14 protein-coding genes are annotated in these 16,685 nt (G+C 63.2%); 11 read left to right on the forward strand and 3 right to left on the reverse strand.

The genetic code is table 11. The annotated features are described in order from the left end of the window. Positions 1-3: 3 nt before the first annotated feature. Positions 4-1,647 carry a GMC family oxidoreductase gene (locus KGA89_RS28765; protein WP_038858847.1) on the reverse strand — a complete coding sequence of 548 codons (1,644 nt, stop codon included), beginning with the start codon at positions 1,645-1,647 and terminating at the stop codon, positions 4-6. Between the two features lie 130 nt (positions 1,648-1,777). On the opposite strand from KGA89_RS28765, the gene KGA89_RS28770 reads away from it, so the two are divergent. The 3 genes from KGA89_RS28770 (at position 1,778) to KGA89_RS28780 (ending at position 4,580) form a co-directional block, all read left to right on the forward strand. Continuing rightward, positions 1,778-2,662: a LysR family transcriptional regulator gene (locus KGA89_RS28770; RefSeq protein WP_053123328.1), complete on the forward strand. Its 885-nt coding sequence runs from the start codon at positions 1,778-1,780 to the stop codon at positions 2,660-2,662. A gap of 132 nt (positions 2,663-2,794) precedes the next feature. Beyond that, positions 2,795-3,166: a c-type cytochrome gene (locus KGA89_RS28775; protein ID WP_223473131.1), complete on the forward strand. Its 372-nt coding sequence runs from the start codon at positions 2,795-2,797 to the stop codon at positions 3,164-3,166. Between the two features lie 115 nt (positions 3,167-3,281). Then, the gene (locus tag KGA89_RS28780) at positions 3,282-4,580 is read left to right on the forward strand and encodes a D-arabinono-1,4-lactone oxidase (protein WP_223473190.1); all 1,299 of its coding nucleotides are present in this window, start codon (positions 3,282-3,284) and stop codon (positions 4,578-4,580) included. Between the two features lie 82 nt (positions 4,581-4,662). On the opposite strand, the gene KGA89_RS28785 is transcribed toward KGA89_RS28780, so the two are convergent. Continuing rightward, positions 4,663-5,607 (reverse strand): transporter, encoded by a 945-nt coding sequence (locus KGA89_RS28785; protein ID WP_223473132.1) that lies wholly within the window; start codon positions 5,605-5,607, stop codon positions 4,663-4,665. A gap of 206 nt (positions 5,608-5,813) precedes the next feature. Here KGA89_RS28785 and KGA89_RS28790 point away from each other — a divergent pair, with 206 nt between their 5' ends. The 7 genes from KGA89_RS28790 (at position 5,814) to KGA89_RS28820 (ending at position 15,499) form a co-directional block, all read left to right on the forward strand. Then, positions 5,814-6,857, forward strand: a complete 1,044-nt coding sequence (locus KGA89_RS28790) for an AraC family transcriptional regulator (protein WP_223473133.1) — start codon at positions 5,814-5,816, stop codon at positions 6,855-6,857. 282 nt (positions 6,858-7,139) lie between these two features. After that, a complete protein-coding gene (gene lexA, locus KGA89_RS28795) occupies positions 7,140-7,757 on the forward strand; it encodes a transcriptional repressor LexA (protein ID WP_013692700.1) in 618 nt (205 codons plus the stop codon). Beyond that, positions 7,757-8,389, forward strand: a complete 633-nt coding sequence (gene imuA / locus KGA89_RS28800; RefSeq protein WP_003200164.1) for a translesion DNA synthesis-associated protein ImuA — start codon at positions 7,757-7,759, stop codon at positions 8,387-8,389. The genes lexA and imuA overlap by 1 nt, the downstream gene beginning before the upstream one ends. 7 nt (positions 8,390-8,396) lie before the next feature. Next, entirely contained in the window at positions 8,397-9,818 is a 1,422-nt protein-coding gene (locus tag KGA89_RS28805; RefSeq protein WP_003200166.1) for a Y-family DNA polymerase, read from the forward strand. Continuing rightward, positions 9,815-12,892, forward strand: a complete 3,078-nt coding sequence (locus KGA89_RS28810; RefSeq protein WP_223473134.1) for an error-prone DNA polymerase — start codon at positions 9,815-9,817, stop codon at positions 12,890-12,892. Before KGA89_RS28805 ends, KGA89_RS28810 begins: the two co-directional genes overlap by 4 nt. Before the next feature lie 117 nt (positions 12,893-13,009). After that, a complete protein-coding gene (locus KGA89_RS28815) occupies positions 13,010-15,121 on the forward strand; it encodes a PAS domain-containing hybrid sensor histidine kinase/response regulator (protein WP_223473135.1) in 2,112 nt (703 codons plus the stop codon). A 96-nt stretch (positions 15,122-15,217) separates the two neighbouring features. Further along, positions 15,218-15,499 (forward strand): hypothetical protein, encoded by a 282-nt coding sequence (locus KGA89_RS28820; RefSeq protein WP_027912559.1) that lies wholly within the window; start codon positions 15,218-15,220, stop codon positions 15,497-15,499. A gap of 193 nt (positions 15,500-15,692) precedes the next feature. Here KGA89_RS28820 and KGA89_RS28825 read toward each other — a convergent pair whose 3' ends face one another. Then, entirely contained in the window at positions 15,693-16,214 is a 522-nt protein-coding gene (locus tag KGA89_RS28825) for a DUF4142 domain-containing protein (RefSeq protein ID WP_003200174.1), read from the reverse strand. 217 nt (positions 16,215-16,431) lie between these two features. On the opposite strand from KGA89_RS28825, the gene KGA89_RS28830 reads away from it, so the two are divergent. Then, positions 16,432-16,668 (forward strand): YdcH family protein, encoded by a 237-nt coding sequence (locus KGA89_RS28830; protein ID WP_003200175.1) that lies wholly within the window; start codon positions 16,432-16,434, stop codon positions 16,666-16,668. Positions 16,669-16,685: the final 17 nt, after the last annotated feature.

The following is a 16,685-nucleotide window of genomic DNA, read 5'->3' on the forward strand; positions in this document are numbered from 1 at the left end:
TTTTCAGACCGTGGCCGGCTCCTTCTGGGGCGTGGTGATTCTCGTGTCTGCCTCAAGCATCATCTGCGCCGCCTTCTCGGCAATCATCAAGGTCGGCGAGCAGGTGTTGCCCGAGGTGATGCGCGGCATGATCGAGGCGTCGGCGATGCGCAGGCCCTTGATGCCGTGGACACGCAGTTGCGCATCCACCACCGCGTCGCGATCCTGGCCCATGCGGCACGTGCCGACCGGGTGGAAAATCGTCGTGCCAATCCGGGCGGCGGCCTGGTGCAGCTCCTCTTCGGTTTGCAGGCTGGGGCCCGGCAGGTATTCCACCGGTTTGAACGCGCTCAGGGCCGGGGCCGCGACGATGCGTCGGGTCAGGCGGATGGCGTCGGCGGCGACCCGCAAGTCTTCGGGATGGCTCAGGTAATTGGGTTGGATCAGCGGTGCTTCGTGCGGGTCGGGCGAACGAATGTCCACCCGGCCACGGCTTTGCGGGCGCAGGTCGCAGACCGATGCGGTGAACGCCGGGAAGCTGTGCAGCGGTTCGCCGAAGCGTTCCAGGGACAACGGTTGTACGTGGTATTCGAGGTTGGCCGAGGCCTGTTCCGGGCCCGAGCGGGCGAATGCACCGAGCTGGCTGGGGGCCATGGACAGTGGGCCGCTGCGGTCGTACAGGTAGCGCAGGCCCATGCCCATCTTGCCCCACAGGGTGCCGGCGATCTGGTTCAGGGTGCGGGCGTTTTCCAACTGGTAGATCAGCCGCAGTTGCAGGTGGTCCTGCAAGTTGCCGCCGACACCGGGCAGTTCATGGGTCACACCGATGCCCAGGCGTTGCAGCAGGTTGCGCGAGCCGATCCCGGAACGTTGCAGGATGCCCGGCGAGCCAACGGCTCCGGCGCACAGGACAATTTCCTTGCGGGCCTTGAAGGTCATGCCCTTGCCTTGCCAGCGGGCGCTGACGGCGTGGGCGCGGTCGTCACGCAGCAACACGCGGTCGACCTCGACGTCGGTCAATACCGTGAGGTTGGCGCGGTGGCGAATCGGCTTGAGAAACGCCTTGGCCGCGTTCCAGCGTACCCCGGCTTTCTGGTTGACCTGGAAGTAGCCGCAGCCTTCGTTGTCGCCGCTGTTGAAGTCGTCGACGTTGGGGATGCCGCTCTGTTCGGCGGCGCTGCGGAAGGCATCGAGAATCGGCCATGACAAGCGCTGGCGTTCGACCCGCCATTCCCCAGCGGCGCCGTGGAATTCGGACGCGCCGGCAAAGTGGTTTTCACTCTGGCGGAACAGCGGCAGCACATCGTTCCAGGCCCAGCCGGAATTGCCCTCGGCGGCCCAGCTGTCGTAGTCCGTCGCCTGGCCGCGCATGTAGATCATGCCGTTGATGGAGGAGCAGCCACCCAGGACCTTGCCGCGGGGGTAGCTCAAGGCGCGCCCTTGCAGGCCTGGTTGTGCTTCGGTCTTGAAGCACCAGTCGGTGCGTGGGTTGCCGATGCAGAACAGGTAGCCGACCGGGATGTGAATCCACGGATAGTTGTCGCGCCCACCGGCTTCGAGCAGCAGCACCCGGTGTTGCGGATTGGCCGACAGCCGATTGGCCAGCAGGCATCCGGCAGGGCCGGCGCCCACGATCACGTAATCGTATTCATCGACGACAGGTTGCATTCGCGACCTCATTCTTGTTTTTGTGGGATCCATCCTAGTTGTTAGTTTTCGTCAAAAGAATGTTAGTTTTTGCGCAGCGGCTGTGCGTTTATAAACAGTCATGCCTTCAGGCGCGTTCAAGGATCGCCTCATGTTCGACTGGAATGACCTGCGTTATTTCCTGGAGCTGCAACGCAGCGGGCGTCTGCTGACGGCTGCACGACGGCTGAACACCACCCACGCCACCGTGGCCCGGCACATCGAGGCCATCGAGAAAAGCCTGGGCACCGCGCTGTTTGTCCAGCATGCCCAGGGCTATGAACTGACCCCGGCCGGCGAGACGCTGCTCAAGCACGCCGAAGCCATGGAAAACGTGGCGTTGCTGGCCCAGGAGGACATCACCCAATCCAGTGCGCCCCTGGGCAAGATCCGCCTGGGGGTGACCGAAGGGCTGGGCATCATGTTCCTCGCCAGTCGCATGGACGGGCTGTTCCAGCGTTATCCGGGGCTGGAAGTGGAACTGGTGGCGGTGCCGCGCTTTGTCAGCATCCTCAACCGTGAGGCGGAAATCAGCATTCACCTCGAACGCCCGGCGGCCGACCTGCTGGTCACCCGCAAACTCACCGACTACAGCCTGGCGCTGTACGCCAGCCAGGCCTACCTGGACCGCTCGCCAGCACTGCGCAGCCGCGAGGACCTGGCCCGCCACGCCTGGATCGGGTATGTCGATGACCTGCTGTTCAGCCAGGAACTGATGTTCCTCAACAGCTTCTGCCGCAACCCTCGGGTGGTGTTCCACAGCACCAGCGTCATCGCTCAGCAACAGGCCGCGCGCTCGGGCCTGGGGATCGCCGTGCTGCCTTGCTACATGGCCAGCGGCGACCCGACGCTGGTGCCGTTGCTGCCGGACGAAACCATCCGCCGCAGTTACTGGATCAGCACTCGTCGCGAACTGCACAAATCCGTGCGATTGCGGGTGCTGTGGGATTACGTGGTGCAGTTGTGCGAGCGTGAGCAGGGGCTGCTGTTGCCCTGAGCAAGCTCCCTCGCCAGGGTGCATATGTCCTGGCCGCCCAAGCCCCCTTTTATGGCCCCCAATGACCTCAAGCCGATGCAGTGGCGTGCCTTAGTGTTGACCCACAACAAAAGCGCCGCCGAGAGGGCCACTATGCCGGCTACCACGCCTTCAACCGTGTTCCACTCAGCCTTCATCGTGCTGCTCGGCACCCTGCTCACAGGGTGCGGCGAAGAGGCCAAGCCGCCCGCGCCCACGGTGTTCACGGCCATGCCCAGCGATGCGGCGCTGGCCCAGGTCTACGACAGCAGCTGCAAGCTCTGCCACGCCAACCCCGCTGCCGGGGCGCCGTTGACCGGCGATACGAACGCCTGGGCGCCACGGGTGGCCCAGGGCGCCGACACCCTGCTGGACCACGTGATCAACGGCTACAACGGCATGCCGCCGATGGGCCTGTGCATGCACTGTTCCGAAGAGCAGTTCCTGGCCCTGATTGCCTTCATGTCCGGCCAACACTTCCAATAATAACTACGGGTACTACGGCATGACGATGGACTCCTCACGGCGCCGGTTGCTGCAACAGGCCGGCGTTGTCGCAGCCTTTACGGCCCTGGGCAGCCAGGGCGCCCTGGCCGAGCTGATGCGCGCGCCGCGGCTGATTCCATGGCGCAACTGGTCCGGTGCGCAGAGTTGCCTGCCGGCGGCGCGCCTGGCCCCCAAGGACCTCGATGAACTGGTGAGCGTGGTGAGACGCGCCGAAGGGCGGATTCGTCCGGTGGGTTCCGGGCATTCCTTCAGTGCCCTGGTGCCCACTGACGGCACCTTGTTGTCGCTGAGTTTTTTCAGCGGCCTGTTGGCTCATGATGCAGCCAGCCTGCAAGCCGAGTTCGGCGGCGGCACGCCCATGTCCCGCATGGGCCCGGCGCTCAAGGCCATCGGCCAGGCACTGCCGAACATGGCCGACGTGGATTACCAGACCCTGGCCGGTGCCATCGCCACCTCGACCCACGGCACTGGCAAGGCCTTCGGCTCGTACGCGTCCCAAGTGGTCGGCCTGCAACTGGTGACGGCCAGCGGTGCGGTCCTCGATTGTGATGCCCAGCGTCATCCTGAAGTGTTCAAGGCCGCTCGGGTGTCCCTTGGCGCGCTGGGGCTGGTGACCCGCGTGCGCCTGCAGAACCGCGCCGCCTATCGCTTGCGCGAGCACCAATGGGTGGCGATAACCGAGGAGTTGCTCGAAGACGTGGACACCAACACCCGGGACAACCAGCACTGGGAAATGCAGGTCGTCACCCATTCCGACTATGCGTTGTCGATCGCCCTGAACGAAACCACCGATCCGGCCACGCCGCCGATCAGCCCCGAGGAGGAGGGCGGCAACGAATTCGTCAGTCTGATCGAAAACCTCGACAAGTACGGCAGCGACTTTCCAGCGATCCGGCGAGCGCTGCTCAACAGCCTGCGGCTGGTGGCCGATTTCGACGACCGGGTCGGTGACTCCCATGACATCTATGCCAACGCTCGCACCGTGCGCTTCAACGAGATGGAGTACTCGGTGCCGGCCGAACACGGCCCGGCGTGCCTGCGGGAGATTCTGGCGCTGATCCGCGACAAGGACCTGCGCACCTGGTTTCCCATCGAATACCGCTACGTGAAGGCCGACGACATTGCCTTGAGCATGTTCGAAGGCCGGGACAGTTGCTCGATCTCGGTGCACCAGCATTACCAGATGGACCATCACAATTTCTTTGCCGCCATCGAGCCGATCTTCTGGAAATACCAGGGTCGTCCGCATTGGGGGAAATTGCATTCCCTGAACGCCAAGGCGCTCCAGGCGCTGTACCCGCGCTGGACGGAATTCACCGAGGTGCGCCAGGCGCTGGACCCCAGCGGCAAGTTCCTCAATGGGCATCTTTCATCGATTCTGGGTTTGAGCTGAAGGAAGAACCTGTGGGAGCGAGCCTGCTCGCGAAGCAGGCGACTCGGTCTTATGACAAAACAAGGGGTATGGCTGCATCCATTCAAAACGCAAACGGAATACTGATCTTTGCCCAGAGCATTTCGCCCTCGGTGCGGTTCTCCACTGCAAATTCCTTGGCCCAGCGGATTTCGGCGCTGGCGTACTTGAGGAAGGTCAGGTGCAGCGCCGGGCCGATGGCGAAGACTTGGCCGCGCACACCATCGTCGACGTCCTGCCCGGCGAATTGCACGGTGCGGCCGTACTGTTTGTCGTCGGTGGTCTGTTTGAGGTAGTAGCCGTTGAGCCCCAGCATCACGTTGTCGGTCAGGCGGTAGCTGGCGGAATAATCGAAGTGGAAAATCTGCCCCGAACGGTAGTCGGTGTCCTTGTTCTTGCGGTTGAAGCTGTAGGTGGTTTTCATCGACACCTCGGTGTTTTCCGTGGGCAGCCAGGTGAAGGAAAACAGCGGCTTGTAGGTGTAGAAATTGTTGCTGGTATTGGCCAGTCGATCAGTGCTGTATTCGCCGGTCGGCACGGTGATTTCCACCGCCGCGGCCAGGGTCAGGTTCTTGCCCATGTCCCAGAGCACGATGGGCGAAATCGTGGTGTCGCCCATGCCCTCGCGGGTGTCATGCAGGCCGAACACCGAGACTTCCTGCTTGAGCCACGGCTGGGCGATGTAGATCCCCAGGCGCCCACCGGCCACCCGCAACGGGCTCAAGTAATCGATGCGCGGGATCACCGCCGTGGATTCGATTTCGACATTCGGCACTTCGCCGCCCAACGAACTGATGTTGAGCTTCCGGGCCTTGTAGTGGTTGTAGTAGACGTTGAACGCAACCATGTTGTCCGGAAGGCTGTCGACCTCCAGCGGCAGCATGAAGAAGCCATCTGTACCGGGGCCGATGTTGTCGACCCCGGCTTCGGTAGCCAGGGCCGGCAAGGCACTGGCGCAGGCCAGGCCGAGGGTCAATTGCAAGGCGAGTGTCGTGCGGATCGGGTTCATGTGGGGGCTCATTATTATTGTTGGTGATGCACCGAAAGTCCGAGCCATACAAATAAGCCGTTCGCCGCCAACAGGGCAGGGTATTGGCGGCCATACAGGGGACTTGGGCGGCCAGATTTTTGTGCCCCTCGATCCGCTGGGGCATGCTAACTTTGTGAAACAACCGGTTACAAAAACGCCACCTAACGTGCTCCGGAACCCGCCCCATGCAGATGAAAGTCATCGACCCGACCTATGAATTGGCGCTGGTATCGCCATTCCTGCTGCAGACCCTGGCCGAAGTGGTGGCGGACAAAGGCTTCGATGCCGCCAGCCTGTGTCGCGGCCTGGGGTTCGGCCTCGATGATCTGCAAGATCCCGCCCAGCGCATTTCCTACCGCCAGGCCGTGGTCATGATTCAACGGGCGCTCAAGCTGTTACCCGACCAGGGGCTGGGGTTGTGGGTGGGCGACCGCAACGTGCTTGGCACCCTCGGCCTGTTGGGCCACGTCTTATCGCTGTGCGAAACCCTGCGCGATGCCTTCGCCCTGGGCGTCCGTTACCAGCACACTAGCGGCGGCATCGCCGTGGCCAGCGTCGAAGAAGCCACTGACCGCATAATGGTCGAGGCGATCTGCCGCCTGCCTTTCGCCGAGATCCAGGTGTTTGCCGTGGAAGAGTTCTTCGCCAGCCTGATGGTCTATGGCCGGGCGCTGGCGGGGCCCGACTTCAAGCCCCAGGCCGTGGAGTTCATGCACGCCGCGCCGTCCTATGCCCAGCAATACCAGCGGATTTTGGGACCGGATGTGCACTTCGGTTGCCGACACAATCGCATGCTGATCGACGTGCGCTGGCTGGATATGCGTTTGCCCAATCACCACCCGTTGGCCCTGCGCCAGGCATTGGCCTTGCTGGAGCAGGAGACCACCGAGGTACACCAGAAAATCGATCTGATCCAGACCGTGGAACGGGCGATTGCCCGGGACCTGACCCGGGGCAGCCATATCGAGAAAATCGCCAGCGATCTCAACATGAGCAGCCGCACTCTGCGTCGGCGCCTGACCGAACACAACCTGACCTTCGAGGCCTTGCTCGAACAAGTGCGCCGTGGCCGGACCCTGAACCTGTTGGCCAACCCTGGACTGTCCATCGAGCGCATCACTGAAGAAGTCGGCTATAGCGATGTGCGCAGTTTTCGCCGGGCGTTCCGACGCTGGACAGGCATGAGCCCGAGCGCATTTCGCAACGAGAGCGCCGACGCCCGGCTCTAAGGGTATGTCCAAACAGTATTTCTCAAGCCGTGTGGGAAGCGACCTGACAGTCGGCCTGGTTCTGCAGCCGTACCTCGATCCAACTGTGGGAGCAAAGCTTGCCCGCTATGGCGGTGGGTCAGCCTCCATGGATGTCGAATGGCCTGATGCCTTCGCGAGCAGGCTCGCTCCCACAAGGTAATGCTGTTCACTTGAGGAAAAGTGTTGATACCTGTGGCCAGAGATTGCTCCCGCTGTGAACTGACTGGCGGCGCTTGTCAGAAAAATCCTTAAAGAGTACAAATGTACTCCATGACGACTCTCACTCCCCGCCGTACCGCCATCCTGACTTTCATCCGCGAACGCATCGCCGATCAGGGCCAGCCTCCCAGCCTCGCTGAAATCAGCGAGGCGTTTGGTTTTGCCTCCCGCAGTGTGGCGCGCAAGCATGTGCTGGCGCTGACCGAAGCCGGTTTCATCGAGGTCAATCCGCACCAGGCCCGGGGCATTCGCTTGCTGAACCAGCCACCACGACCCGAGTTGCTGGACGTGCCGGTGCTGGGGCGAGTGGCCGCCGGGCTGCCGATTGGTGCCGATGCCGAGGTCCACAGCCGCCTGATGCTGGACCCGGCGATTTTTACCAAGGCGCCGGATTACCTGCTGCGGGTCCAGGGCGATTCGATGATCGAGGACGGCATTCTCGACGGTGACCTGGTGGGCGTGCAGCGCACACCGCAGGCCGCCAACGGCCAGATTGTCGTGGCGCGTCTGGACGGTGAAGTCACCATCAAGCGCTTCGAGCGCATTGGCGAGCGGGTGCGTTTGTTGCCGCGCAACCCGGCCTACCAGCCGATCATCGTCGAGGCCGATCAGGACCTGGCGATAGAAGGGGTGTTCTGTGGCTTGGTGAGGCAAGGCTGATGGGCGCCGTCGTTGCGCTGGACACGCTGTTCAACGGCGGCCAGGTCTGGAAGGGTCGGCCTGCGCCGCCAGCCGCCAGCCCGCAACCCACCGGCCATGCGGCGCTGGATGCGGCGTTGCCCAGTGGTGGCTGGCCGGAGGCGGCGTTGACGGAACTGCTTATCGCCGCGCCGGGCGTGGGTGAGTTGCAACTGGTGTGGCCGACCCTGGCGCGGCTGTCGGCGGCGGGGGAGCGGATCGTGCTGGTGGCGCCACCGTTCGTGCCCTATCCCCAGGCCTGGCAGAACGCTGGCGTCGACCTGCAACAGTTGTCGGTGATCCGCGCCGATGAGCGCGATGCCCTGTGGGCCACCGAACAGTGCTTGCGTTCGGGCAGTTGTGGCGCGGTCCTGTGCTGGCCCCGCCAGGCGGACGACCGGGCCTTGCGCCGTTTGCAAGTGGCGGCGGAAACCGGCCAGACCCTGGCATTCGCCTGGCGCTCGATCCAGGAGGCCATCAACCCGTCGCCGGCGGCGCTGCGCATCGCCATCGATACCCGGCCGGCGCAGTTGCGCGTGCTCAAATGCCGCGGCGGGGTGGCTCGTTCGGCGCCGATTGCCTTTGCCACGCTCGCCCCACAAACCGGGCATTGAGGTTGCGATGCGCTGGGTCTGTATTCTCTTCCCGCAATTGGCGCTGGACGCCGCGCTGCGTCAGCGCCCCGATCCCGACCAGCCCCTGGCATTGCTGACCGGTCCGGCACAGCGTCGGGTGCTGCAAGCGGTGAATGCGCCGGCACGGGCTCTGGGCTTGCGTCCCGGCCAGACCATGACCGCCGCCCAGGCCTTGAGCAAAGGCTTTGCCACCGCCGAATACGACGCGGCGCAAATCGAACACTGGCAACAGTTCCTGGCGGCCTGGGCCTACCGTTTCAGCTCCCAGGTCAGCGTGCATTACCCGCGTACGCTGCTGTTCGAGATCGAGTCGAGCCTGGGCCTGTTTGGCCCCTGGCCGGTGTTCGAGGCGCGCTTGCGGACCGAGCTGACCGAGCTGGGTTTTCGTCATCGCATCGTCGCCGCGCCCAATCCGGTGGCGGCGCGGGTGTTGGCCAATGCCTATGACGCCCTGGTGGTGCCCGACGCCGAGACCTTGCAACAATGCCTGGGAGACATGCCCGTGGAGCGGATCGGCCTGGAACCCGAGGTCGCCACGGCGCTGTCGCGCATGGGCCTGCGCCGTCTGAGCCAGGTCCAGGCCTTGCCCCGGCAGACCCTGGCTCGGCGCTTCGAGGCCCAGGTGCTCAAGCACCTCGACGCGCTGACGGGCAGTCGCACCCTGGCGCTGTCGTTCTACCTGCCGCCAGACCGTTTCGATGTGCGCATCGAACTCAACTACGACGTTCAGTCCCATCAGGCGCTGCTGTTTCCGTTGCGCCGGCTGACCGGTGACTTGTCGGCCTTCCTGTGCGGTCGCGACAGCGGCGTGCAGCGCTTCGACCTGCACCTGGAGCACGCCGGTTTGCCGGACACGCTGATCAAGGTCGGCTTGCTCAGCGCCGAACGGGACCCTGCGATGCTCTTCGAACTGGCCCGCGGTCGCTTGGAACAGGTACAGGTCGCGGCCCCAGTGCGGGGTTTTCGCTTGTGTGCCGAGGACCTGCCGAGTTTCGTGCCCCAGCGCCTGGAGCTGTTCGACGAGCGCCCGCAACAGTCCTTGCCCTGGGAGCAACTGCGCGAACGCCTGCGGGCGCGGCTGGGGGATGACGCGGTGCAGGGCCTGGGGTTTCGCGATGACCATCGACCTGAATGCGCCTGGCAAATGACACCGCAACCCCGGCCCCAGGCCTGTCCGGTGCGCGCTGGCGTGCAGCGTCCCGGCTGGCTGCTGAATGAAGCCCAGCTGCTGCAGGACAGCCAGGCGCGAATCCTCATGGGCCCGGAACGCATCGAGACCGGTTGGTGGGACGGCGCCGACGTACGCCGTGACTACTACCTGATCGAAACCCGCAGCGGACAACGTGGCTGGGCCTATCGAACGGTGGGCGAGGGCGGGCCGTTGTGGCTGCAGGGCTGGTTCGCATGAGCGTCGAGTATGCAGAGCTGCATTGCCTGTCGAACTTCAGCTTCCAACGCGGCGCCTCCAGTGCCCTGGAGCTGTGTCGTCGGGCCAGGCAAGAGGGCTACCAGGCACTGGCGATCACCGATGAATGCACACTGGCTGGAATCGTCCGGGCCTGGCAGGCGGCCAAGGAACTGGAACTGCAACTGATCGTCGGCAGCGAAATCCAGGTCGAGAACGGCCCGAAGCTGGTGTTGCTGGTGGAAAACCTGGAGGGCTATCAAGCCTTGTGCCGGCTGATCACCCGCGCCCGACGTCGCAGCGAGAAGGGTCACTATCGCATTGTGCGAGAGGACTTCGACCAGCCCTTGTCGGGGCTGCTGGCGTTGTGGATAGCCGAGGGCAAAGACGCCGAGGAACATGGCCGTTGGCTCCAGTCGATCTTTGCCGGGCGCCTGTGGCTGACGGTCCAGTTGCATTGTGGACAGGACGACCGCCGTCGGTTGGCAGACTCGTTGGCGCTGGCCGAGCGCTTGGATCTTCCAGTTGTGGCCAGTGGTGATGTGCACATGCACGTGCGCGGCCGTCGTGCCCTGCAGGACACCATGACCGCCATCCGCCACCACGTCACGGTGGCCGAGGCTGGCCAGCGCCTGCACCCCAACGGCGAGCACCACCTGCGCAGCCGCAAGGATCTGGCCGATCTCTACCCGCGGGCCTTGCTCGACGAAACCCTGAACATCGCCCGGCGTTGCACCTTCGATCTTGGCCAACTGCGTTACCAATACCCCCGCGAGCTGGTGCCCGAGGGGCATGACCCGGCGTCCTGGCTGCGGGAACTGACTGAGCGCGGCATGCGCGAGCGGTGGAAGGATGGCGCGACAGACAAAGTGCGGGCACAGATCGACAAGGAGCTGAGCCTGATCGCCGAGCTGGGCTATGACAGTTATTTCCTCACCGTACAGGACATCGTCAGCTTCGCCCGCAGCCGCCATATCCTTTGCCAGGGGCGTGGTTCGGCGGCCAACTCGGCAGTGTGCTACGCCCTGGGTATCACCGAAATCGACCCCAGCCTTACCAGCCTGTTGTTTGAACGCTTCCTGTCCCGGGAGCGCAACGAGCCGCCGGATATCGACGTCGATTTTGAACACGACCGTCGCGAGGAAGTGCTGCAGTACGTGTTCCAGCGCTACGGTCGTCATCGTGCGGCATTGACGGCGGTGGTCAGCAGTTACCACGGCGCCGGCGCGGTGCGCGATGTGGCCAAGGCCCTGGGGCTGCCGCCGGACCAGGTCAACGCCCTGGCCGATTGCTGTGGCCGCTGGAGCGACGAGGCGCCGCCAGTGGAGCGCCTGCGTGAAGGCGGCTTCGACCCGGACAGCCCGGTGTTGCGCCGGGTCCTGAGCCTGACCCGGCAATTGATCGGTTTCCCTCGGCATTTGTCCCAGCACCCTGGCGGCTTCGTGATTTCCGAGCAGCCCCTGGACACCCTGGTGCCGGTGGAAAACGCCGCCATGGCCGAACGCACCATCATCCAGTGGGACAAGGACGACCTGGATGCGGTCGGGCTGCTCAAGGTGGACATCCTGGCCCTGGGCATGCTCAGTGCGATTCGTCGCTGTTTCGATTTGATCGAGCACTACCGGGGCCAGCGCTACGCCCTGGCGTCGCTGCCCCAGGATGATTGGGCGACCTACGAGATGATCAGCCGCGCCGATACTATCGGTGTGTTCCAGATCGAGTCCCGGGCGCAGATGTCGATGTTGCCTCGGCTGAGGCCCAAGACGTTCTACGATTTGGTTATCGAAGTGGCGATCGTACGGCCCGGGCCGATCCAGGGTGGGATGGTGCATCCGTACCTGCGGCGCAGAAACAAAGAAGAGGCGGTGACTTATCCCTCTGAAGCGTTGAAGCAAGTGCTCAACCGCACCCTGGGTGTTCCCTTGTTCCAGGAGCAGGTCATGCAGATCGCCATCGTTGCGGCCGATTACACCCCGGGTGAAGCAGACCAATTGCGTCGCTCCATGGCTGCCTGGAAACGTCACGGTGGGTTGGAGCCCCATCGGGAACGCCTGGCGCAGGGGATGAAGAAAAACGGCTACACCGCTGAATTCGCCGCGCAAATCTTCGAACAGATCAAAGGCTTCGGCAATTACGGCTTTCCCGAATCCCATGCCGCCAGTTTCGCCTTGCTGACCTACGCCAGCAGTTGGCTCAAATGCCACGAACCGGCCGCGTTCGCTTGTGCCCTGATCAACAGTTGGCCCATGGGGTTCTACAGCCCGGACCAGATCCTCCAGGATGCCCGCCGGCATCAACTGTCGATCCGCCCGGTGGACGTGTGTGCCAGCGATTGGGATTGCAGCCTCGAGCCCATGGAAGGCCGACAACCGGCGATTCGCATGGGGCTGCGCATGGTCAAGGGCTTTCGCGAAGAGGATGCCCGCCGTATCGAAGCGGCCCGCCGGTATCGGCCCTTCAGCGACGTGGCCGACTTGGGCGAGCGCGCGCAGCTCGATGCCCGGGCCCAGGCGCAACTGGCCGACGCCGGTGCCTTGCAGGGTTTGGCCGGTGATCGCCATCGTGCCCGCTGGGAAGTGGCCGGGGTGCAGAAGCAACTGGGCTTGTTCGCCGGTTTGCCCAGTCAGGAGGAACCACCCGTGGCCCTGCCAAAACCCACGCTGGGGGAAAACCTGTTTGCCGATTACACCACGCTCGGCACGACACTGGGCCCTCATCCACTGGCCCTGCTGCGTCCCGAACTGCGCGCCCGGCGCTGCCGCAGTTCACGGGAGTTGCAGGATGTGGAGCATGGGCGCAATGTCAGCGTCGCCGGGTTGGTCACCGGCCGCCAACGCCCGGGCACGGCCAGCGGTGTAACCTTCGTCACCCTGGAAGATGAATTCGGCAACCTCAACGTGGTGGTCTGGCGCGACTTGGCCGAACGCCAGCGCAAGACCTTGGTGGGCTCGCAATTGCTCAGGGTCGACGGGCGCTGGGAAAGCGTCGGCGAGGTCCGCCACTTGATCGCCGGGCGCCTGAGCGACCTGACCGAGTTGTTGGCGGGTATCCAGGTGCATAGCCGTGATTTCCGCTGAATCCGCAAACAGGATCCTCCCATGAAACCAAACGCCAACCCAGCGCTCGAAGCACTGATCGCAAGGGATTTGTGTAATGCCGACTCCCTGCAGGCATTTTGAGGTTCAGAATCGACCATGCAGTTTCTATCCCAAAATCACGGGTGCCCTGGATGGGGCGGTGAAATGGCCGGGCGTATCCGGGCGTTCGATTGGAGCCGGACCGAGTTGGGCGCCATCGAGCACTGGTCCGCCAGCCTGCGCAGTGCCGTTCAGTTGTTGCTGGCTTCGCCCTTGCCGATGGTGATGTTGTGGGGCCGCCAGGGCTTCATGATCTACAACGATGCCTATGCCGAGTTCGCCGGTGGCCGTCATCCCTACCTGCTGGGGTGCGCGGTGGAGTTGGGTTGGCCGGAGGTCGCCGAATTCAATCGGCATGTGCTGGACGTCTGCCTGGCCGGCGGCACCTTGTCCTACCGCAGCAAAGAGTTGGTCCTGCTGCGCGATGGCAAGCCTGAAGATGTGTGGATGGACCTCTATTACAGCCCGGTGCCCGATGACGACCAGTCCCCGGCGGGCGTGCTGGCGATTGTGGTGGAGACCACCGAGCTCGTGTTGACCGAGCGCGCCCGGCAAGAGGCCGAACGCAGTTACCGGGCCGTCAATGAGCGCATCCAGTTGGCCCTCTCGGCCGGACCATTGCTGGGGTCGTTCGTCTGGGATATCCAGGCCGACACCCTGTCGGGCGATGAGCGTTTCGCCCGTACCTTCAACTACCCGCCAGACTGTTCGCTGGACGCACTGCCCATCGAAATTGCCCGCCAGCGCATCCACGCCGATGACCTCGAAGAGGTCAACCAGCGGGTCGAACTGACCGTGCGCACGGGCGTGCCTTACAGCGCTGAATATCGAGTGCGCCGCGTGGGCGGTGATTACCTGTGGGTGCTGGCCAGCGGTCGCTGCGAATTCGATGCCACGGGCAAGCCCCTGCGTTTTCCAGGTGTGCTGATTGACATCAATGAACGCAAGACAGCCGAAGCTTCGCTGCTCAAATTCACCCGCGACCTGGAACAGCGGGTCGCCGACGAGGTGCAGGCGCGGCTGGCGGCAGAAGAGCAGTTGCGTCAGTCGCAAAAGCTCGAGGCCATTGGCGGTCTCACTGGCGGCGTGGCCCATGACTTCAACAACCTGCTGCAAGTGATTGCCGGCAATCTGCACTTGCTGGCCCGCCACGAGCGGGACAACCCCAACGTGCAACGGCGGGTCAGTGCCTCCATCGAAGCCGTGGAACGGGGGGCCAAGTTGTCATCGCAGTTGCTGGCTTTTGCCCGGCGCCAGCCATTGTCACCGGCGGTCTACAACCCACGACGTATCTACGATGGCATGGGTGAACTGCTGCAGCGGGCCTTGGGCGAAACCATCCAGATTGAAGTGAGCCTGCCCCAGGAGCCCTGGTGCATCCACGTCGATCGCAATCAACTGGAAAACGCCCTGTTGAACCTGGCGATCAATGCTCGCGATGCCATGGGCGGCGAGGGCACCATCCGCCTGATCGGTGAGAACATCGGACTCGATGAAGCGTTCTGTGCCGGCAAGGGGATCCCGGCCGGCGACTACGTCCGGCTGTCGGTGATCGACCGCGGTGCCGGCATGCCGCCCGACATCCTGAAGCAGGTGTTCGAACCGTTTTTCACCACCAAGACCGATGGCCAGGGCACCGGGCTTGGACTGAGCATGGTGTTCGGGTTCGTCAAGCAAAGTGGCGGCCATATCGAGATCTCCAGCGACCTGGGCGAGGGCACGCGGGTACGGATGTATTTCCCTCGAAGCCTTGCGCCCGAAGCGGGGGAAACCGAGCAACACGACGTGCTTCAGTCCGGCAGGCAAGAGACGATCCTGGTGGTGGAGGACAACGAAGAGGTGCGCAGCGCGTCGGTGGAACTGTTGGAACAGTCTGGTTATCGGACCCTCACGGCCGCCAACGGTGATGAGGCGATGAAGCTGCTGCTGGAAGGCATCTCGGTCGACTTGATCTTCACCGACGTGGTCATGCCCGGCTTGATCAAGAGTTCCGACCTCGCCGCCTGGGCCAAGGTGCAGAACCCGCCGGTTCCGGTGCTGTTCACCTCGGGACACACCCGGGACATCATCTCCCGGAACCATCAACTGAGCCCCGATACCCATTTATTGAGCAAACCCTACGGCCCGGACGCGCTGACCCGGATGGTGAGGAGTGTGCTGGGCGGCTGATCGCGGCGCTGCAAACAAATGGAACCGAAGCCGTCGCGTCACCTTCGAATGTTCAAGACCGGTCATCCATCCGGCCCTGCCATGAACGAGGTGCCCATGAACGACGATCCCGCAACCACCCAGCAACAAGGCCAGGCGCAGACACCGTCCCCCCGTAACGATCCGGCCATCGACCCCCAAGTCCCGGACAAGCCTGCGAGCGCCCAGCCAGTCAGCCCTGCCGGAACGGACCAGGCCCAAAGCGGCGCCACTGAGGTCGATCAGAAGCATCATCATCAGGACAATGACAACACCTTCAGTCCCGGCTTCAAGCCTGAACCGGATCGGCCGAAATCTGGCGAGGATACTGACGCTGATATCGACACCGATGGTGGCTAGCCCCTGAAGGATGTGCGACACCGAGCCATTGTGGGAGCGAGCTTGCTCGCGATGACTGTGGCAAATTCGCCATCCCTGTGACTGAAACACCGCTATCGCGAGCAAGCTCGCTCCCACAGGGGGGCGCTTCGAGAAAACGGCGCTTCCCTTCCAAGGGAGGCGCCGTTTTTCCTTGGGTGAGCAGTGTCTCGCTCTACTTGCTTGGATGCGCAGCCTGAAGTTTCTTGGCGGCATCCAGGTGATGTTGCAGATCCGGCAGCATCTTCTGGGCGAACGCCTTGAGTTCGGTATTGCCAGCCTTCTTGTCGTCGGTAACGGTTTCGGCTTCTTTCTTGAACAGGGCGATGGTTTCTTCGTGGGCCTTGACCTGGTTGTTGGCGTAGGCCGCATCAAAAGACTCATCGCGCACGTCGAGAATCTTCGCCTTGGCTTTTTTCATCAGCGTGGTGTCGTCGGGTACTTCGATGTCATGTTTTTGCGCCAGGGCTTTCAGCTCTTCGTTGGCCTTGGTGTGGTCGGTGATCATCTTGTTGGCGAACGCCTTGATGTCCGCCGATTGGCTTTTTTCCAAGGCCAGTTTGCTGGTCTCGATTTCTGCAATGCCGCCGGCCGCCGCGTTGTCGACAAAGTCGTTGGAAGTCGCGGCCCATGCCATGCCCATGCTGGTACTCAGGGCAACTGCCAGGCCGAGTTGACGCAGGGTAAATCTGTCCATAGGTAAGTCTCCACACAAGTTGAACGAGCGACTCTTGTCGTCTCTGAGCAATGGAGGGTGGGGTACAGGCAAAGGTTTGATCGCCAAGCGATCCGGTACGACGAACGGTCACCGCTGGTCGGATTGGCGGTCGACAGAACCCTGTCGAGGAGGCCATCCTGATAATCGACGGGTGCCGCAAGGGCGCCTGCCACCGACCCATCGAAGGAGGTGTTCCATGCCGGTGTCCCACGATTTGTGCCAGGATCTCAAATGCACAAAAGACCACATCCAGCAAAAACGCAGCGAGAATCCAAGGCTCGACTCGTTAATTCAAAAATACTCCCAACTTGATGCCGAGGTGGTCGAAGCCGAGAAACCGTCCTCCGGCGCGCTGTCCGACGATGCTTTGGAGACGCTCAAGAAGAAGCGATTGCTGGTCAAGGACGAGATCGTGGCTCAGATGCAGCGCTAGCCTCGGGACCGAACCTG

Source organism: Pseudomonas sp. A-RE-22 (genome assembly GCF_019956035.1).
In the GTDB taxonomy this organism is placed as follows: domain Bacteria; phylum Pseudomonadota; class Gammaproteobacteria; order Pseudomonadales; family Pseudomonadaceae; genus Aquipseudomonas; species Aquipseudomonas brassicacearum.